This is a genomic window from Ureibacillus sp. FSL K6-3587 (genome assembly GCF_038593165.1).
Taxonomy (GTDB): Bacteria; Bacillota; Bacilli; order Bacillales_A; family Planococcaceae; genus Ureibacillus; species Ureibacillus suwonensis.
Window position 1 is genome coordinate 76,174 of the sequence record NZ_CP151969.1, and the last position, 16,451, is coordinate 92,624.

Annotated in this window: 16 protein-coding genes; 1 reads left to right on the top strand and 15 read right to left on the bottom strand. The window is 41.3% G+C overall.

From position 1 onward, the window contains the following. Positions 1-8 precede the first annotated feature (8 nt). From flgC to NSS77_RS00455, 14 genes are all read right to left on the bottom strand, one after another. Positions 9-464 (bottom strand): flagellar basal body rod protein FlgC, encoded by a 456-nt coding sequence (flgC, locus tag NSS77_RS00390; protein WP_342469878.1) that lies wholly within the window; start codon positions 462-464, stop codon positions 9-11. A 2-nt stretch (positions 465-466) separates the two neighbouring features. Beyond that, positions 467-859, bottom strand: coding sequence for a flagellar basal body rod protein FlgB (gene flgB / locus NSS77_RS00395; protein WP_342469879.1), 393 nt, complete (start codon positions 857-859; stop codon positions 467-469). A 366-nt stretch (positions 860-1,225) separates the two neighbouring features. Further along, positions 1,226-2,005, bottom strand: a complete 780-nt coding sequence (codY, locus tag NSS77_RS00400) for a GTP-sensing pleiotropic transcriptional regulator CodY (protein WP_342469880.1) — start codon at positions 2,003-2,005, stop codon at positions 1,226-1,228. Positions 2,006-2,071: 66 nt separating this feature from the next. Then, positions 2,072-3,460: an ATP-dependent protease ATPase subunit HslU gene (gene hslU / locus NSS77_RS00405; RefSeq protein ID WP_342469881.1), complete on the bottom strand. Its 1,389-nt coding sequence runs from the start codon at positions 3,458-3,460 to the stop codon at positions 2,072-2,074. Beyond that, positions 3,460-3,996: an ATP-dependent protease subunit HslV gene (hslV, locus tag NSS77_RS00410; RefSeq protein WP_342471321.1), complete on the bottom strand. Its 537-nt coding sequence runs from the start codon at positions 3,994-3,996 to the stop codon at positions 3,460-3,462. Before hslV ends, hslU begins: the two co-directional genes overlap by 1 nt. A 25-nt stretch (positions 3,997-4,021) precedes the next feature. Beyond that, positions 4,022-4,906 (bottom strand): tyrosine recombinase XerC, encoded by an 885-nt coding sequence (xerC, locus tag NSS77_RS00415; protein ID WP_342471322.1) that lies wholly within the window; start codon positions 4,904-4,906, stop codon positions 4,022-4,024. A 264-nt stretch (positions 4,907-5,170) separates the two neighbouring features. Next, complete coding sequence (gene trmFO, locus NSS77_RS00420) at positions 5,171-6,484, bottom strand: FADH(2)-oxidizing methylenetetrahydrofolate--tRNA-(uracil(54)-C(5))-methyltransferase TrmFO (RefSeq protein WP_342469882.1); 1,314 nt, start codon at positions 6,482-6,484, stop codon at positions 5,171-5,173. A 21-nt stretch (positions 6,485-6,505) separates the two neighbouring features. Then, positions 6,506-8,581, bottom strand: a complete 2,076-nt coding sequence (gene topA / locus NSS77_RS00425; RefSeq protein WP_342469883.1) for a type I DNA topoisomerase — start codon at positions 8,579-8,581, stop codon at positions 6,506-6,508. A 106-nt stretch (positions 8,582-8,687) separates the two neighbouring features. Continuing rightward, on the bottom strand, positions 8,688-9,569 hold the full coding sequence (dprA, locus tag NSS77_RS00430) for a DNA-processing protein DprA (protein ID WP_342469884.1): 882 nt from the start codon (positions 9,567-9,569) through the stop codon (positions 8,688-8,690). Positions 9,570-9,670: 101 nt separating this feature from the next. Continuing rightward, entirely contained in the window at positions 9,671-10,573 is a 903-nt protein-coding gene (gene sucD / locus NSS77_RS00435) for a succinate--CoA ligase subunit alpha (protein WP_342469885.1), read from the bottom strand. A gap of 16 nt (positions 10,574-10,589) precedes the next feature. Next, entirely contained in the window at positions 10,590-11,750 is a 1,161-nt protein-coding gene (sucC, locus tag NSS77_RS00440) for an ADP-forming succinate--CoA ligase subunit beta (RefSeq protein ID WP_342469886.1), read from the bottom strand. Positions 11,751-11,925: 175 nt separating this feature from the next. After that, positions 11,926-12,198, bottom strand: a complete 273-nt coding sequence (locus tag NSS77_RS00445) for an EscU/YscU/HrcU family type III secretion system export apparatus switch protein (protein WP_342469887.1) — start codon at positions 12,196-12,198, stop codon at positions 11,926-11,928. Next, a complete protein-coding gene (locus NSS77_RS00450; RefSeq protein ID WP_342469888.1) occupies positions 12,195-14,042 on the bottom strand; it encodes a hypothetical protein in 1,848 nt (615 codons plus the stop codon). Before NSS77_RS00450 ends, NSS77_RS00445 begins: the two co-directional genes overlap by 4 nt. After that, positions 14,039-14,818 (bottom strand): ribonuclease HII, encoded by a 780-nt coding sequence (locus tag NSS77_RS00455; RefSeq protein WP_342469889.1) that lies wholly within the window; start codon positions 14,816-14,818, stop codon positions 14,039-14,041. Before NSS77_RS00455 ends, NSS77_RS00450 begins: the two co-directional genes overlap by 4 nt. Before the next feature lie 143 nt (positions 14,819-14,961). Between NSS77_RS00455 and NSS77_RS00460 the strand changes: the two genes are divergently transcribed. Next, entirely contained in the window at positions 14,962-15,483 is a 522-nt protein-coding gene (locus NSS77_RS00460) for a PCYCGC motif-containing (lipo)protein (protein ID WP_342469890.1), read from the top strand. A gap of 51 nt (positions 15,484-15,534) precedes the next feature. On the opposite strand, the gene ylqF is transcribed toward NSS77_RS00460, so the two are convergent. Continuing rightward, the gene (gene ylqF, locus NSS77_RS00465; protein WP_342469891.1) at positions 15,535-16,410 is read right to left on the bottom strand and encodes a ribosome biogenesis GTPase YlqF; all 876 of its coding nucleotides are present in this window, start codon (positions 16,408-16,410) and stop codon (positions 15,535-15,537) included. Positions 16,411-16,451 lie beyond the last annotated feature (41 nt).

The following is a 16,451-nucleotide window of genomic DNA, read 5'->3' on the forward strand; positions in this document are numbered from 1 at the left end:
TTTTCATCTTATTTTCCTATTTCCAGTGCTTTCGTTAACATTGATTTGTTGGCATTCAAAACTGTTACATTCGCTTCATATGAACGGGAAGCGGAGATCAAATCCACCATCTCTTTCAACAAATCCACGTTAGGCATTTCCACATATCCGTCTTCATTGGCATCTGGATGGCTTGGATCATAGACAAGTTTGAACGGTGTTTCATTATCTTCACCAATTTTTGTGACCTTTACCCCATTGCCAACTTCGCTGGTTTTTCCCATCGCTTTATTCAAAAAGGATGAAAATCTGCCTTCGTTTGCTGAGAGAGTAACAGTTTTGCGACGGTATGGCTCCCACTCTCCATTCACTTGTTTGGCTCGAGTTGTATCAATATTGGCAATATTCGAAGAAATGACGTCCATACGCAAACGTTGAGCCGTTAAAGCGGAAGTTGTCGTATTCATGCTAGAAAAAATCGACATCTCTATTTCCCTCCTTTAATGACCGTATTAAGTGTGTTGAATTTACCGTTAATTCGATCGATCAACGCATTGTAATAAATAGTATTCTTCGCTAACTCCGACATTTCTTTATCTATATCCACTCCGTTGCCGTTGTGGCGATATTGGAAGTTTTCATAACTGTAAACTCCGGGAGCAGTTTGTTTGATGACAAAATCAAAGTGTCTATCATCTGTTTTGTAAGCACTAATTTGCTTTTGATTCTCTTCGGACAAAAGTTTTTTGAAGCTTACATCTTTTGCCTTGTAATTGGGAGTATCGACATTGGCAATATTATGTGCAATAGTCTTATTTTTTAAGGATGCGTATTGAAGAACATACTCTAAATTACTTATTGCTCCATCAAACAATTTCATACCGTTCCCCCCTTTTCTAATGTAACAAGGTTACAAAATACTTACTCAATACTAGTATCAATTGTAAAGAAGATAATTCCCAGTGTCCATCGTCTTTTGGTACTTTTTCATAGTCATTACGAATCAATTTTTTTTAAAGAGAATTGTAAAAAATACACCTTTCAACACCCAAACTGTTAATTCGACAACATCCGTCCCTATTTTCTATTCCAAAATACTTTTTTCTTCAAAAATAATAATCAAAAAGTTCTATTCTTAGTGCAAATCATCCTCCCACAAGTATTTTTGATATAAGAAAAAAGGTTCCATCAATCATCCGTGATGAAACCTTTTAAACTGAAGAACCTACAAGTTTCAACAAATATTTTATTTCATTTTGATTTCAGCCAAGGCTGTTAAGAATTTATCGTTTAATACTTTAATATATGTTCCTTTCATCCCAAGGGATCTTGATTCGATCACACCGGCAGATTCCAATTTGCGCAATGCATTGACAATCACTGAACGTGTAATTCCTACACGGTCGGCAATTTTTGAAGCAACGAGCAACCCTTCATTTCCATCAAGCTCTTCAAAAATATGTTCGATTGCTTCCAATTCACTATAAGAAAGGGAGTTGATCGCCATTTGAACAACCGCTTTGCTGCGCGCTTCTTCTTCAATCTCTTCCGCTTTTTCACGCAAAATTTCCATTCCGACAACGGTCGCACCATATTCTGCTAAAATCAGATCATCATCTCCGAACCGTTCTTCCAAACGTCCCAAAATTAAAGTACCCAGACGTTCACCGCCGCCGATGATCGGTACGATCGTTGTTAATCCATTTTTGAAAATATCGCGGTTTTCCACAGGGAAAATTGTGTACTCGCTGTTGATATCAATATTTGGAGAAGTTTCAGTGATTTCTTGAAGACTTTTTGTATAATCTTCCGGGAATTGACGTTCTTCCAACATCTTTTTCAATCGTTCATTTTCAATTTTTTGATGAATCGATATGCCCAACAATTTTCCTTTGCGACTTACAATAAAAACATTGCTATCAATGATATCGCCTAATGTATCCGCCATCTCTTTGAAGTTAACAGGTTTTCCTGCTGTTTTTTGCAATAATGCATTGATTTTTCTAGTTTTTGTTAATAAATCCATAATAATATCCTCCTAGAGTTAGATAATTCAATTGGTATTCTAGAAATTGGTTCAGTAAATATCATGTTATAGAATAAATTGAGACAAATCTTTGTTTTTAGAAATTTCTCCAAGTTTTTGATCGACATACGAACGGGTGATTTGTACATGAGTCGGTGCGATTTCCGGAGCTTCATAAGATAAATCTTCAAGTAAGCGCTCCATGATTGTATGCAATCTTCTTGCACCAATATTATCTGTTTGTTGATTCACTTCCGTGGCAATCTCTGCTATGCGCTCCATTGCATCATCGGTAAAGTCGATGGAAACACCTTCCGTTTCAAGCAAAGCTTTATATTGCAATATGAGAGATTGATCCGGCTCTTTTAAAATTCGGACAAAATCCTCTTTCGTCAACTTATCCAATTCCACACGGATCGGGAAACGTCCTTGCAATTCTGGGATTAAATCGCTAGGTTTTGACATATGAAAAGCTCCCGCAGCGATAAAGAGCATATAGTCCGTTTTTACAGGTCCATATTTCGTTGGCACCGTAGAACCTTCAACAATCGGTAAAATATCCCTTTGAACGCCTTCCCGGGAAACATCCGCGGAAGAATGTTGGCCTCTGCTTGCGATTTTATCGATTTCATCAATGAAAATGATCCCCGATTGTTCCGCACGTTTAATCGCTTCTTGGGCCAATTCTTCTGAATCGATCAACTTGTTCGCTTCTTCTACCGTCAATATGCGTCGGGCATCTTTCACTTTCATGCGGCGTTTTTTCGTCTTCTTTGGAACAAGGCTCGATAGCATATCTTGCATTCCACTCGAACCAAGTTCCGGCATTCCCGGAATCATCATGTCAAGAAAAGCGGTGTTTTGTTCGGTCACTTCCACCGTCACCCATTCATCTTCCAGTTTGCCGGCCAGTAAATCCTCTTTTACTTTCGAACGTTTCATCCGGATTTCTGATTCATCCTGGGAATCTGAAGCACTTTCTGTTTTTTGGCCTCCAAAAAATATTTCGAAAGGGTTTTGCGCCATTTTCGATTTCGCTTTCGAAGGAACGAGCAATTTCACCAATGCTTCATTTGCCTGTTGTTCCGCTTGATCCTTCACTTTTTCCATCATTTCTTCTTTCACGAGTCTTCTGGAAGCTTCCACGAGATCCCGAACCATCGATTCCACATCTCTTCCAACATAGCCTACTTCCGTAAACTTTGTCGCTTCCACTTTGACAAAAGGAGCGTTGGTCAACTTCGCGATTCTTCGGGCGATTTCCGTTTTTCCCACACCTGTAGGACCGATCATCAAAATGTTTTTTGGAATGACTTCGCTTTTTAATTCATCGCTAAGGAGAGATCTTCTGTATCTGTTTCTTAATGCAATCGCTACTGCTTTTTTCGCAGCATCTTGGCCCACAATATATCGGTTTAATTGTTCAACTATTTGTCTTGGCGTAAGTGTTGTCATCAGTCCAGCGCCTCCACAATGATATGATGATTTGTATATACGCAAATATCGGCTGCAATTGTTAAGGCAGCTTTTGCAATTTCTTCGGCTGTCATCTGTTCTCCCGCATGTTGCTTTAATGCTCTTCCTGCAGCAAGAGCATAATTTCCTCCAGAACCGATCGCGAGAATTCCATCGTCCGGTTCAATCACTTCGCCGGTTCCGGAAATGAGCAACAGCGTATTTTTGTCCATGACAAGCAACAAGGCTTCCAATTGACGGAGTATTTTATCCCCTCGCCATTGTTTTGCCACTTCCACCGCTGCCCGTTGCAGATTTCCGCTATATTCGTTCAATTTTGACTCAAACATTTCAAACAACGTAAATGCATCGGCAACGGAACCGGCAAACCCGGCCAACACTTGCCCGTTAAACAATCTTCTCACTTTTTTCGCTGTATGTTTCATTATAACAGAATTTCCCAATGTTACTTGCCCATCTCCAGCCATTGCACATCTGCCTTTATGGTGAATGGCAAAAATCGTAGTAGCATGCATTTCCAATTTTTATCCCTCCTTACCATTATGCTCTCGGATGTGCCTTCATATAAGTACTTCGCAAGTGTTCCTTCGTCACATGGGTATAAATTTGGGTGGTGGACAAATTCTCATGTCCAAGCAATTCTTGCACTGTCCGCAAATCAGCTCCATTATTCAATAAATGCGTCGCAAACGTATGGCGCAACATATGCGGATAGATTTTTGTGTGCATGCTCGCATGACGAATCATTTCATTTAATATATAACGGACGCCCCGGTCAGTCAGTTCGTCGCCGCGCATATTGACGAACAATCGATTATGTTTTTTATTTTTCATCAAAAGGGGTCTTGCTTCATTGATATATCTTAACAATGCTTCATGGGCATATTGCCCGAATGGGACAATCCTTTCCTTTCGGCCCTTTCCCATCACACGGAGTATGGAATAATGGAAATCAACATCATCCAATTCAATGGAAATACATTCACTCACACGGATTCCTGTTGCATAAAGCAATTCCAATAAAGCCATGTTGCGAATGGATTTCAAATCATCGCCCTTATTTGCATCAAAAAGCTGTTCAAGTTCATCTTCATAAAAAAAATGGGGCAATATTTTTTCTTTTTTTGGATGATATAAAGATAGAAAAGCTGAAACATCAATTCCGTAATCCCGATTAAGAAAACGGAAGAAGGTTCGGATGGAAGAAATTTTTCTGGAAATTGTTGCACGGGAATGTTTCTCTTCGTAAAGCTTCGTCACAAACAGCCGAGCATGAAAATACTCCACTTCGTCAAATTTGTCAATTCCCTCCGAGTGCAAAAAGTTGATGAACTGGGTAATGTCCCGTTCATATTCCTTTACAGTGTGGACAGAAAAATTTTTTTCCACTTGAATTACTCGGAGAAATTCGTCGAGAGCTTGCATTGGTTGAATATTCAACCAGATCACCTCTATTCGAAGTACCGTAGAAAGCGGCACATTTCTCGTCATTCCAACGCTGATTGCACATACAGTGAAAACATCCATTCACGACTGTATACCGAACTACGAATTATATCAAGTAAAAAATGAGTAAATATTGTTAAAAATCAGTTTATCTTCACAATTTGTTAATAATTCATCATTTTTTTCATTCGGACATAATAATAGCCTCTAAAAATTATAGCAACATTTAGAGGCCAAAATCAATTATATCGTTTGAGAATTCACAAAATTTCGAATTGTGCCAATTGCGCGTTCGGCGTGCTTCAGAGCTCTTTCTTGCTTCGATTTGATCCGTTCGCCAAGTTCTGGGAAAATGCCGAAGTTGACATTCATTGGCTGGAAGTTGGATGGATCGGCTTCCGTAATATAGCGGGCCATACTTCCCAAAGCCGTTTCCTTAGGCAATTCTACCGGTTCTTTGCCCAATGCCAGACGGGCCGCATTGATTCCGGCAACAAGTCCGCTTCCGGCAGATTCCACATATCCTTCCACCCCTGTCATTTGCCCCGCAAAAAATAAATTCGGGCGGGTTTTTAATTGGTACGTTTTTTTCAATACTTTTGGCGAATTGATGAAAGTGTTGCGATGCATGACCCCGTAACGGACAATTTCCACATTTTCCAAACCAGGGATTAGTCGGAATACATCTTTTTGAGCCCCCCATTTTAAATGGGTTTGAAAACCTACAATATTATATAATGTTCCTGCCGCATTGTCTTGTCGGAGTTGGACAACCGCATATGGACGTTCACCTGTTCTTGGGTCTTCCAATCCCACCGGTTTCAACGGGCCAAATAATAATGTTTTTGGACCACGTTTTGCCATTACTTCGATCGGCATGCACCCTTCAAAATAAATTTCTTTTTCAAACTCTTTCAATTCAACGACTTCCGCGTTCACCAACGCATCATAAAACCGTTCAAATTCTTCTTTTGTCATCGGACAGTTTAAATAAGCGGCTTCTCCCTTATCATACCGGGACTTTAAATACACTTTATCCATATTGATGCTGTCCTTCTCCACGATTGGCGCAGCGGCATCGTAAAAGTACAGATATTCTTCCCCTGTCAATTCCTTGATTTTTTTCGCCAATGCTTCGGATGTCAATGGACCTGTCGCAATAACGGTAATACCTTCTGGAATTTCCGTCACCTCTTCATTGACGATTTCCACGAGCGGATGGTTCTTTAATTGCTCAGTTACAAATCCTGAAAACTCATGCCGGTCCACAGCCAGTGCACCCCCGGCTGGAAGGCTTGCGGAATCCGCAGCCTTGATGATCAAAGAATTCAAGATTCTCATTTCTTCTTTCAAAACACCAACCGCATTTGTCAATGTGTTCGCACGCAAGGAGTTGGAACAAACCAATTCCGCAAATTTATCGGTATGGTGGGCTGGTGTTTGTTTCACCGGCCTCATTTCAAATAATCTGACTTTGACGCCGCGGCTGGCGATCTGCCAAGCCGCTTCGCTTCCTGCAAGTCCTGCTCCGATTACGTTTACTACCTGTTCTGTCATCGTATTATCATCTTCCTAACTTCATTGTGTTGTTTCTTCATAGTCGCAATTGATGCATTGTACTTGTACGCCTTTTTTCACTTTCTTCTCTACCAATAATGAATTACATTTCGGACAAGGTCTGCTGATCGGCTTATCCCAAGACATGAAATCACATTCCGGATACTTTTCGCAACCGTAAAAAACGCGCTTGGTTTTGCTCTTTCTTTCCACAATTTCCCCGGTTTTACATTTTGGACATTTCACGCCGATCGGTTTGGTGATCGTTTTGGTATTCCGGCATTCCGGAAAATTGGAGCAAGCCATGAATTTTCCGTATTTGCCCAACTTGTATACCATTGGCGCGCCGCATTTTTCACAATTCTCACCGGCAGGTTCATCTTTGATTTCAATTTTTTCTATCGCTTCATCGGCATGTTTCACATGTTTTTCAAATTCTTTATAAAAATGATCGATGATTTGGATCCAATCGGTTTTTCCTTCCTCGATTTTATCCAGGTCCGCTTCCATTTTTGCAGTGAATTCAATGTCGATGATCTCAGGGAAAAACTCGACCATCAATGAATGGACGATTTCCCCCAGCTCCGTCGGGATAAAACGCTTATTATCCAGTTGCACATAGCCGCGCCTTTGAATGACGTCCAACGTAGGAGCATAAGTGGAAGGTCTTCCGATGCCAAGTTCCTCCAGCTCTTTTACAAGTCTTGCTTCCGTATAGCGTGGAGGCGGCTGAGTAAAATGCTGTTTTGGATTGATTTCAACCGATTTAATTTTGTCTCCCACTTTTAAATCCGGAAGCATTTTTGTTGTTTCTTCCGTCTGGTCGTCCGTTCCTTCAATATATACTTTCATAAATCCGGAAAATTTCACTTGCGAGCCGTTTGCCCGGAAAATGCAGCCGGAATTTTTCAATTCCACCGTCACGGTATCCAATACAGCAGGAGCCATTTGACTGGCCACAAACCGATCCCAAATCAGACGATAAAGTCTTAATTGATCCCGGGTCAACACATCTTTCAATTGCTCAGGGGTTCTCATGACGCTCGTTGGACGAATCGCTTCATGGGCGTCTTGGGCAGCCGGTTGTTTTTTGACCTTTTGAATTTCACCAGCCACATATTCTTTACCATATTTATCGTAAATATATTGCATTGCTTCAGCTTTGGCAGCATCAGAAATCCTTGTTGAATCCGTACGCATGTACGTGATCAGACCGACTGTTCCTTCCTGTTTTCCGATGTCGATTCCTTCATAGAGCTGCTGGGCAATCATCATTGTTTTCTTGGCTCTAAAGTTTAATTTTCTCGCAGCTTCTTGTTGAAGGGAGGAAGTTGTAAAGGCTGGAGCCGGATTCCGTTTTCTCTCCTTTTTTGTTACATTCACAACTTCAAACTCGGCACCTTTTATTTTTTTTAATATTTCTTCTACCTGTTCCTGGTTTGTCAGCTTCAGCTTTTCTTTTTCATCTCCGTAATAAAAAGCTTCAAATTGCTTTTTATCCTTTTCAAATAATCCTTCAATCGTCCAGTATTCTTCAGGTACGAAATTTTTTATTTCATTTTCCCGGTCGATGATGAGACGCAATGCGACAGACTGCACCCGCCCCGCTGACAATCCTTTTTTCACTTTTCTCCATAAAATGGGGCTTATATTATAACCGACAAGCCGGTCCAATATCCGGCGGGCTTGTTGCGCATCCACAAGGTGTTTATTGATTGGACGAGGATGTTTAAAAGACTCCAACACCGCATCTTTTGTAATCTCGTTAAATACAACACGGCATTCACTTTCCGTATCGATATTCAAAGCTTTAGCCAAATGATAGGCGATCGCTTCCCCCTCACGGTCAGGGTCGGCTGCCAGAAACACTTTTTTCGCCTTTTTCGCGGCGGTTTTCAATTCTTGTAAGATCGGTCCCTTTCCGCGAATGGTTATATATTTGGGCTGATAATTATTTTCCGTATCAATACCCATTTGGCTTTTCGGAAGATCGATTACATGTCCAATGGATGCTTTCACTTTATATTTTTTTCCTAAATATCGTTCGATTGTCTTTGCTTTTGCTGGTGATTCCACTATCACTAAATAATCTGCCATCTAACTTCCTCCTCACTAGAGGCACCTTGATAAATGATTAAAGAAATTCCTGTTGCAAAATGTATAACAGATTGAATAATATTGCAACTTTTTTTCAATATATTACCTAAAAAAACAAATTTAATTCATCCAAAATTTGTTGCCCGCTCCATACCGGAATGGCCCCTTCCCTCAACAATTGATTCGTCCCTTCCGAAAGTTTCGAATCAATGGGGCCTGGAACGACAAAGACATCTTTTCCATGTTCCAACGCATGATCCGTTGTAATTAATGTTCCGCTTTTTCTTGCGGCTTCTGTCACTACAATGGCTTCGCTAATACCACTTATAATACGATTTCTTAAAGGAAAATGCCACTTTTTGGGGCCCACATAGGGAGGAAATTCGGTGAGCAATAAATGGTTTTTGGCCATTTCCAACGCCAATTTTTCATTTTGTTTCGGATATATGTGAAATAAACCGTTTCCCAAAATGCCGATTGTTTTTCCGCCATATCGAATGGCCGCTTCATGGGCCATTGCATCAGCTCCCTTTGCCAATCCACTGACTATAATGAAACCCTTTTCAACCAATGGCGGAACAATCGCCTCCAGCGCCTTTAGTGTATAGTTTGTCGCCATTCTTGAACCGATGATGGCAATTTTCCGTTTTTTTAATAAAGTAATGTCCCCTTTCCCATACAGAACGGCAGGGGGATCGACCAACGCAAACAAAGATTGGGGATAATTCGGGTCTGTATATGGAATAACATGTATTCCTTCATGATTATATGCAGCGGGCAAATTATTTTTTAATAATCTCTTATAATTCGTGATGATTTTATTGGCATTTTCTGTTGAAATATGGAGAATGGTTTCCAAAGTTGCAGGCGATACATCATGCAGGGTGCCAAGGGAGGAAATTTCATTTAATAATCTGTCTAACTTGTTTAACGTGAGCGGGTAAACATAGTGGAGTGCCAGCAGCTCGTTTAATGAAAATGAGCCCATGATACCACTCCTTTATTATATTATGTCAAGCGTGACCGCACTCTTTTTTCATGGAATGGAAATGAAAAAGTGTAACGCAATCCCGCGCTACACTTTTTAGTTTAATGGGTTTTACATTTTTCGTATAGCCCATTTTCTTTTAAAACTTTAATCAATGTTTCACCGATAACGGAAGGCGTCGGTGCAACTTCAATTCCCGCATCATTCATCGCCTTGATTTTTTCTTTCGCAGTGCCTTTGCCTCCGGATATGATTGCGCCGGCATGTCCCATCCGTTTCCCTGGAGGTGCTGTTTGTCCGGCGATAAATCCGACAACCGGTTTCTTCATATTTTCTTTGATCCAAGCGGCTGCTTCTTCTTCCGCCGTACCGCCGATTTCACCAATCATCACAATGGCATATGTTTCCGGATCTTCGTTAAACTCTTTTAACACATCCAGGAAGTTTGTCCCGTTTACCGGGTCACCACCGATTCCGACAGCTGTTGTCTGCCCGATTCCCGCTTCCGTCAATTGAAGTACCGCTTCATATGTCAATGTACCGGAGCGGGACACAAGTCCTACATGCCCTTTTTTCAAAATATATCCAGGCATAATGCCGATTTTACATTCTTCGGCAGTTACAAGTCCCGGACAGTTTGGCCCAAGAAGGCGGGTTTTCTTCCCTTCCATGTAACGCTTGACTTTGACCATGTCCAAAACCGGAATATGTTCCGTGATACAACATGTAAATTCCAATTCCGCTTCCACCGCTTCCATGATTGCATCAGCGGCAAATGGAGCAGGTACAAAAATAACAGAAGCATTAGCACCTGTCGCAGCTTTTGCTTCAGCCACCGTATTGAAGACAGGAACCCCTTCGATCACCTGACCGCCTTTTCCAGGTGTTACACCAGCAACGATTTTCGTACCATACTCGAGCATTTGTTTCGTATGGAATAAAGCAGTGTCACCAGTAATTCCTTGAACAATGACTTTTGTATCTTTATTTACGTAAATCGCCATTTTCTCCCCAGCCTTTCTACCTTACAAGTTCTATAATTTTTTGTGCGCCTTCAGCCAATGAGTTCGTTCCCACAATATTCAAACCGGATTGATTCAATATCTCTTTGCCCAATGCGGCATTTGTACCTTCCAAACGTACCACAAGCGGCACATTCAATCCTACTTCCTTCGCTGCGGCAACAACCCCTTCGGCAATAACATCACATTTCATAATGCCACCGAAAATATTCACGAAAATTCCTTTTACATTCGGATCAGAAAGGATGATTTTGAATGCTTCCGTCACTTTTTCGGTGTTTGCACCGCCACCAACGTCCAAGAAGTTGGCTGGAGAGCCTCCATAATAGCTGATCGTATCCATTGTGGCCATCGCAAGACCTGCACCATTTACGAGGCAGCCGATATTTCCATCAAGAGAAACATAGTTCAAATCATATTTGGATGCCTGGATTTCTTTTGGATCTTCTTCATCAAAATCACGAAGTTCGACTATTTCAGGATGGCGATAAAGTGCATTGGCATCAAAATTGAATTTCGCATCCAGCGCCATAATTTTATCATCTTCCGTCAACACAAGCGGATTGATTTCAAGGATGGAAGCATCCTTTTCGACAAAAGCTGTATATAAACCAATCATAAGTTTGGCAGCTTGGTTTATTAATTTTGTAGGGATTTCCATATTAATTGCCAATCTTCTCGCCTGGAACGGCAATAAACCTGTCAGCGGATCAATCACTTCTCTGAAGATTTTTTCAGGTGTTTTTTCCGCCACCTCTTCAATGTCCATTCCGCCTTCAGCTGAACCCATCACAGTGATTCGGGAAGTGGAACGGTCCAATATGAAACTCAAATAATATTCTTTCTTGATTTCGGAGCCTTCTTCAATATAAAGGCGCTTTACTTCCTTACCTTCAGGGCCTGTTTGTTTTGTGACCAATTTTTTCCCTAACAATTCTTTTGCATAAGCGCGCACCTCATCCAGATTTTTGGCCACTTTTACTCCACCGGCTTTCCCTCTTCCACCGGCATGGATTTGCGCTTTCACAACGACAATATTTGAATCGAGTTCTTTGGCCACTTTCACTGCCTCTTCCGGAGAAAAAGCAACTCTGCCATTTGGAACTGCAACTCCATAGTTTCTAAGTATTTCCTTCCCCTGATACTCATGGATATTCATTTGCCATCCTCCAATTCAACAATATCGGAAAATTTTCTGACTATTATTATTTTAATCAAATGCCAGCGCAATGTCTATGTTCTTATTTTTTGTCGTTTTTTGCTAGAATTCGACTTATTTTTTCTACTTTGAGCATATAACACCCTTTTACTTTTACAATATTGCTATAATCTTGTCAACCATTTGAATGAAATTTTCTATCCAACTGATAAATAAAAGCGAATACTTCCGCTACGGCTTCATATAAATCCGGAGGGATGGATTCGTTTAATTCCAGCTGTCCCAATAATTCCACCAGATTTGGATCTTCATAGACAGGAACGTTATGTTCCTCCGCTTTTTGAAGAATATTTTCCGCAATTTTCCCTTTTCCTTTAGCAACAACTTTTGGACTATTTTCTTCAGGATTATATAAAAGAGCGACGGCTTCTTTTCTTTTTTCCTTCATATGCGAATATCCACTCCTTTATGAGAAGCGCCGTTGTCACCTGTTTTCTCCACCTTTTTCGTTACATTTTCCCTCTTGGAGAAAGGTTTGATCATCACACCGGACAAATGATAGTTCTTTTCTTCCAACCCGGCTTTTAACGATTTCTTCAACGGCTCGGCAAGCGGTTCCAATCCTTCATGTTCGTTGTAAACATAAACTGTTACGATACGGTTCTGCACTTGCATGTCAATGACCGTTTCTTTCAACGCTTCCATATTTAGATAAAATAAAATCCGCGCATAATTGGAGTCGATTTTCCCATCTTTCTTCATTCTTCCGTTCCATTGAACCGTCGCATCCACCTGTTTTCCTAAAAATTGCAATGGGATTTGCATAATGATTTGATGCTGATGGCCTGCTTCACCGGATAAAAGTTGCATGCCGTTCAACCGGGCAAGAAGCATTTCTGCCGCATTTTTTAATTCCGCCGGTACGCTTTCATCCCGGATGAAAGATAACACTTGCGGTTTTAAAGATTGTACAATGGATTCGACGTCGCCAGTTTTGTTCAAAGCGGATTCGTAACTCAATCCAAGGTTTTTCAATATCGATTGGATCGCTTGTTGCATTCCTTTACCATTCAATTTTGAAAGCAGCAACTCTTCCGATTCGGCAAACAAGGCATTGGTTGCCGGTTCATTTGAAATTCGAAAAGTTCTTGCCAAATTTTTTAATTCCGCTTCCGGATTCGAAGCAAACTCATGTTTCAAAAGGGACAATAATTGCTCTTTCGGGGAAATTCCATCGCCTTTTGCAAATAGGCCATTCACTGTTTGTTCCGAATAAGCTTCCAACAGCTGTGCATGAAGTTGTTTTCCCAATTGTTCCCCGTTTGTTCCATCGAAAGATTTCAATGTTTGGAGGATGGCATTTTTTTGTTGGGCCGTCAGGTTATGTTCATTTTCAACCCAGCCGGCTATTTGTTGAATCCTTTGGGCAACTGTCTCTTCAGTGCCGGATTGTAATCGCCCTATCATGCTTCCTGCTGTGTCATTTTTGGAAGAAACGGTCAACTGGTTCAACCAATTGCTGAGATTGGCCTCCTTTGGCAAAATATTGGCCTCTTTTAATATGTTTAAGGCATTTTGCTTTATGGTTGACTGTGCCGCGCCATCAAGAAGCGTCCGGACGGAGCGGGCAATCACAAGTCCTGCCGTTTCCGTTTCCAAAGGTTTTGCGATGGACCGGATGGCATTCAATAAATTCTCCTTTGCCTGTGGATTCACATTGCTACTACGATCAAGCAATTGGGCAAATTGTTCAAGGTTATTGGTTATGCCGCTTGTTTTTGAACCGAACAATAAAGCTTTAAACGTTTCTTCAGTAAAAGGCAATTTCAATTCCACCAATTTTTGCAGGGCCGATAATGCTTCCTGTTTCGATGCGCCATCCGGCAAACTTTTCAGCCAGCTTTCCGCTTGCATCAACTGTTCCCTTGAAATCGGCAGCTGATTTTTTATGAAATGGGTCAACAATTGCTGCATTTCTTGGCTCTTTGGCAAATTCAATGATTCCATCAACTGTTGTACATTCGCAGATTCCTTCACCATCGGCCCTGAAACCACTTTCAGCTCCGCCTGTGGGTTTATGCCCGTCACTTGAAAAAAATGCGAATCTCCCACCTTCAAAGGCGTTTCCAGCTTGGCTACGAGACGGTGCTCCCCGATTTGGATTTCCGCCGTTTGATTTGGATATAATTGTTTCACGCTGCCATAAAAAACCTGGCCCTGTTTTAACACCAAAGGACCTTTCTGAATGGCCATCTGTTGATTTTGAATCGGTTGAAAGGAAGGAATGGTCATAGCTTCACCTTCTTCTCCAGCATGGATTTTATAGGTTCAAAGGTTTTACGATGATGGATGGTCGGTCCAAATCGTTCAATCGCTTCCAAATGCTGTTTTGTACCGTAACCGGCATTTTGGTCAAATCCATATTGAGGAAATTGTTTATGTAGTTCTTCCATATATAAATCCCGTTCGTGTTTGGCTAAAATGGATGCCGCACCAATCGCAAGACTTTTAGCATCGCCTTTTATAATTCCTTTTTGCGGGATATCGATCGGAATGGAGACCGCATCGACAATGCAATAATCCGGCCGGATTTTCAAATTCTCAATGCATGTTTTCATCGATTGTTTTGTCGCTTCCAATATATTGATTTCATCAATGACTTCCGCACTTTGAAAATGAATCGAATAATCGATGGCATGCTTTTTGATGATTTCGGCAAATTCCGCCCGTTTCTTTTTGGAAAGTTGTTTCGAATCATTTACCCCAACCAGTTCCGGACAATCATAGGGCAAAATGACAGCGCAAGTCACGACCGGTCCGGCAAGAGGGCCTCTCCCCGCTTCATCCACTCCGGCCAAAAAAGCCCCTTCAAAGGGGAGAAAACTTGCATCGAAGGCTTGTTTTTCCTTATATTGTTGGAACAATTTCTCCTGCTTTTCCATTCTCTTTTTAAATTGCGATAACGCCTTTTGAACGCTTGCCCGCCCGTCATTTTCCAATTCCTGCATCCAAGGTTCATAACTTGTCGCGTTTTTTAATGCTTCTATAATTTCTTTGATTGTATCCATTGTTAACCATTCTTTCTCCTATTTTTCTTTTATATCGGTTTCATTCAATAGCTTATAAGGCTTGATAGAGTTATTCTACCCCTGTTGTACTTGCCCATCAATTCATTTTATAATGATGGAGAATATGACATGGGGGAAAAGAAATGAAAAAACTTAACATATTAATTATTTTTCTTTTTCTGTTGGTTGCTTGCAATGAAGAATCCGCCCAAAAAGGAGATTCTGTTCACAAAGAGGGAACCGCCCAACCGGAAAATCATCAACATGCAAGCCACACAGAGCACAATCCGCTGTCCGGAGACTTGCAGCAACGGACTGCTATTGGTGAGTTGCCTTCTTTTTTGGATGGAAAGCATGAAAACGTGGCCGCTGTTTACAAAATCGCTTTAGACTATGCCGATGTGCTGAAGTGGATCCCTTGCTATTGCGGCTGTGGGGAAACTGCAGGCCACAGAAGCAATTTGGATTGCTTTATTGCAGAAATCCGGGATGAAGAAGTTCTGTGGGATGACCACGGAACCCGCTGTCTCGTTTGTATGGAGATTGCCGTAGAATCTGCAAAGTTGGCCAAAGAAGGAAAATCCATTCAAGAAATCCGGAAATCTATTGACGAGAAATATCAGGAAGGCTACTCAGCACCGACACCAACAGATATGCCTGTATAATGAAAAAACCATCTTAAAGTCTCTGAAAGAAACTTTAGGATGGTTTTTTCATTATTGTTCGGCCGCTTCTTTTTCCAATTCTTCCTCAACAAAATCAAAGGTTAATTTTCCTAATTCCAAATTTCGGATATCGCGGACAATCAACTCAGATACCCGGTCATAATCGATCTCGCCGCCGGGGCCCAGCACATTGCGCAATTTCCCGATATGGTCAAAAGTTTTTACGATTTCTTCATCGACTGAATTTATGCCGTAACGTTCCTGCATCCGTTCAGGGTAATGGGCGGATAAAAATTTCAACGCATAGACCGCCAAATCTTCCATGTTGATGATCGTATCTTTGATGGCCCCCGTTAACGCCAATTTTAACCCCACTTCGGGATCTTCAAATTTAGGCCATAATATACCAGGTGTGTCCAACAATTCCAATTCTTTTCCCACTTTCACCCATTGCTGGGCTTTCGTCACCCCCGGCGTATTACCCGTTTTGGCGACGTTTCTTTTGGCTAATCGGTTGATTAAAGTGGATTTTCCCACGTTTGGTATTCCCACGATCATTGCACGAATGGCGCGGGGTTTCATCCCCTTTGCTCTCATGCGGGCCCATTTATCCGCCAAAATCTCCTGGGCCGCTTTTGTTGCCTGATGCAATCCTTTTCCTTGAAAAGAGTTGATGGCAACCGCTTTGAAACCTTTATCCGAAAAATATTCCACCCATTTCTTTGTTTCTGTTTCGTCCGCCATATCGGCTTTATTTAACAAAATTAGTCGAGGTTTTTGATTAATGACTTCATCAATCATCGGATTTCTTGAAGACAGGGGTAGACGGGCGTCAATCAGTTCAAAAACGATGTCGACAAGCTTCAATTTCTCTTGGACTTCCCGTTTCGCCTTCGCCATATGCCCCGGAAACCATTGAATCGTCATTTTGTGATTCCTCCTTTCGTCAAAAAAAGAAAAGGAGTCGA

What these genes read in the sequence shown, in the direction of transcription:
- NSS77_RS00445 (WP_342469887.1), bottom strand. Translation starts at nt 12,198, where the DNA reads ATGAAGGAAAAAAGAAAAGAAGCCGTCGCTCTTTTATATAATCCTGAA.
- topA (WP_342469883.1), bottom strand. Translation starts at nt 8,581, where the DNA reads ATGGCAGATTATTTAGTGATAGTGGAATCACCAGCAAAAGCAAAGACA.
- xerC (WP_342471322.1), bottom strand. Translation starts at nt 4,906, where the DNA reads ATGCAAGCTCTCGACGAATTTCTCCGAGTAATTCAAGTGGAAAAAAAT.
- NSS77_RS00450 (WP_342469888.1), bottom strand. Translation starts at nt 14,042, where the DNA reads ATGACCATTCCTTCCTTTCAACCGATTCAAAATCAACAGATGGCCATT.
- NSS77_RS00460 (WP_342469890.1), top strand. Translation starts at nt 14,962, where the DNA reads ATGAAAAAACTTAACATATTAATTATTTTTCTTTTTCTGTTGGTTGCT.
- trmFO (WP_342469882.1), bottom strand. Translation starts at nt 6,484, where the DNA reads ATGACAGAACAGGTAGTAAACGTAATCGGAGCAGGACTTGCAGGAAGC.
- NSS77_RS00455 (WP_342469889.1), bottom strand. Translation starts at nt 14,818, where the DNA reads ATGGATACAATCAAAGAAATTATAGAAGCATTAAAAAACGCGACAAGT.
- sucC (WP_342469886.1), bottom strand. Translation starts at nt 11,750, where the DNA reads ATGAATATCCATGAGTATCAGGGGAAGGAAATACTTAGAAACTATGGA.
- codY (WP_342469880.1), bottom strand. Translation starts at nt 2,005, where the DNA reads ATGGATTTATTAACAAAAACTAGAAAAATCAATGCATTATTGCAAAAA.
- sucD (WP_342469885.1), bottom strand. Translation starts at nt 10,573, where the DNA reads ATGGCGATTTACGTAAATAAAGATACAAAAGTCATTGTTCAAGGAATT.
- flgB (WP_342469879.1), bottom strand. Translation starts at nt 859, where the DNA reads ATGAAATTGTTTGATGGAGCAATAAGTAATTTAGAGTATGTTCTTCAA.
- dprA (WP_342469884.1), bottom strand. Translation starts at nt 9,569, where the DNA reads ATGGGCTCATTTTCATTAAACGAGCTGCTGGCACTCCACTATGTTTAC.
- ylqF (WP_342469891.1), bottom strand. Translation starts at nt 16,410, where the DNA reads ATGACGATTCAATGGTTTCCGGGGCATATGGCGAAGGCGAAACGGGAA.
- hslU (WP_342469881.1), bottom strand. Translation starts at nt 3,460, where the DNA reads ATGACAACACTTACGCCAAGACAAATAGTTGAACAATTAAACCGATAT.
- hslV (WP_342471321.1), bottom strand. Translation starts at nt 3,996, where the DNA reads ATGCATGCTACTACGATTTTTGCCATTCACCATAAAGGCAGATGTGCA.
- flgC (WP_342469878.1), bottom strand. Translation starts at nt 464, where the DNA reads ATGTCGATTTTTTCTAGCATGAATACGACAACTTCCGCTTTAACGGCT.